The sequence below is a fragment of the Pseudomonas sp. NPDC088429 genome, from assembly GCF_044753305.1.
In the GTDB taxonomy this organism is placed as follows: Bacteria; Pseudomonadota; Gammaproteobacteria; order Pseudomonadales; family Pseudomonadaceae; genus Aquipseudomonas; species Aquipseudomonas rustica.
The window spans coordinates 1-1,759 of record NZ_JBIVMX010000162.1; the positions used below are offsets into that span (position 1 = coordinate 1).

The following is a 1,759-nucleotide window of genomic DNA, read 5'->3' on the forward strand; positions in this document are numbered from 1 at the left end:
AGTAGATGAAGTTGCGCTGGTTGTCGCCTGTTTGTGCTTGGTGCTTTGCCTGGATGTCCGATTCGGTCATCACGTTCAGGGTCCAGCCAGTCAACTGGCTAGCCAGACGCACGTTCTGACCACCGCGACCGATGGCCTGAGCCAGATTGTCTGCGCCAACGGCGATGTCCATTGCGTGGGCATCTTCGTCAACGATAATTGCCGCAACCTCAGCCGGGGACATGGCGTTGATCACGAACTGAGCCGGGTTGTCGTCCCAAAGAACGATATCAACACGCTCACCGCCCAACTCACCCGACACTGCCTGGACGCGCGAACCGCGCATACCGATGCAAGCACCTTGTGGGTCAATGCGTTTGTCCTTGGAGCGGACGGCGATCTTGGCGCGCGAACCCGGATCACGGGACGCTGCCATCACTTCGATCAGGCCTTCAGCAATTTCCGGCACTTCGATGCGGAACAACTCGATCAGCATTTCCGGCGCGGTACGCGACAGGATCAGCTGCGGGCCGCGGTTCTCTGTGCGGATTTCCTTGAGCAGCGCACGCAGACGCACGCCGACACGGAAGGTTTCGCGAGAAATGATGTCTTCGCGGGCCAGCAACGCTTCAGCGTTGTTACCCAGATCGACGATCACGTTGTCGCGGGTGACTTTCTTCACGGTGCCGGAGATGATTTCTCCCAGGCGCTCGCGATAAGCGTCGACCACTTGAGCGCGCTCGGCTTCACGCACTTTCTGCACGATGACTTGCTTGGCAGTCTGTGCAGCAATGCGGCCGAACTCGATGGATTCGATCTTTTCTTCGACGACGTCGCCAACGTTGGCACCCGGATGCGTTTCGGCAACCTTGCTCGGCCAGGTTTCGATGGCCGGATCGTCGAGATCATTCTCTTCGACGACCGTCCAGCGACGGAAAGTTTCGTATGCCCCGGTGTGGCGGTTAATTTCCACACGCAGGTCAACTTCGTCTTCAAAACGCTTTTTGGTAGCAGTGGCCAAAGCCAGCTCCAGCGCTTCAAAAATTACGCTTGCCGGTACGCCCTTTTCATTGGATACCGACTCAACAACCAGCAGTACTTCTTTGCTCATCGTACGCCTCGCCTTTCGCAAGCCATTGGATCCGCGGGATCCGCGTCTCAGTCAAAACTGGGAATAATGTTGGCCTTGTCGATCATATCGATCGGCAACAGGAATTCATGGTCGTCTACCTGCACCACGACATCCTGTTCTTCTACACCGCGCAGAAGGCCCTGAAAGTTGCGTCGACCTTCAAAAGGCGAGCGCAGCTTGATCTTCACTTGTTCACCGACAAACTGGGCGAACTGCTCAATAGTGAACAGTGGACGCTCCATGCCAGGCGAGGAAACTTCAAGGGTGTATTCAACGGTGATTGGATCTTCAACATCCAGCACACCACTGATCTGACGGCTGACAATGGCGCAATCGTCCACCAGCACGCCACCCTCTTTATCGATATAAACGCGCAACATCGAGTGACGACCCTGAGCCGAAAACTCGATACCCCAGCATTCATAGCCCAGGGCCACGACCACCGGGGCCAGCAAGGCCTGCAACTCTTCTAGCTTGCTCGACACCTGAACCCCCTAGTGCATGATATGTGCATGCTTTGCAAAATAAAAAAATGGGCGAAACGCCCATCCTTGAAACGCCGTCGAACAGCGGCGTTGAAAGTGTCCAGCTAACAAAAAGCCCCTGAAAAGGGGCTCCTTAAACTGGTTGCGGGGGCCGGATTTGAAC

General features: G+C 55.9%; 2 protein-coding genes. Both read right to left on the reverse strand.

Annotated elements, in window-relative coordinates; genetic code table 11:
• The coding region (gene nusA / locus ACIP66_RS28660) for a transcription termination factor NusA (RefSeq protein WP_400652665.1) at positions 1 to 1,090 on the reverse strand (1,090 nt) is incomplete at its 3' end.
• 47 nt (positions 1,091 to 1,137) lie between these two features.
• A complete protein-coding gene (gene rimP, locus ACIP66_RS28665; protein WP_008088338.1) occupies positions 1,138 to 1,596 on the reverse strand; it encodes a ribosome maturation factor RimP in 459 nt (152 codons plus the stop codon).
• Positions 1,597 to 1,759: the final 163 nt, after the last annotated feature.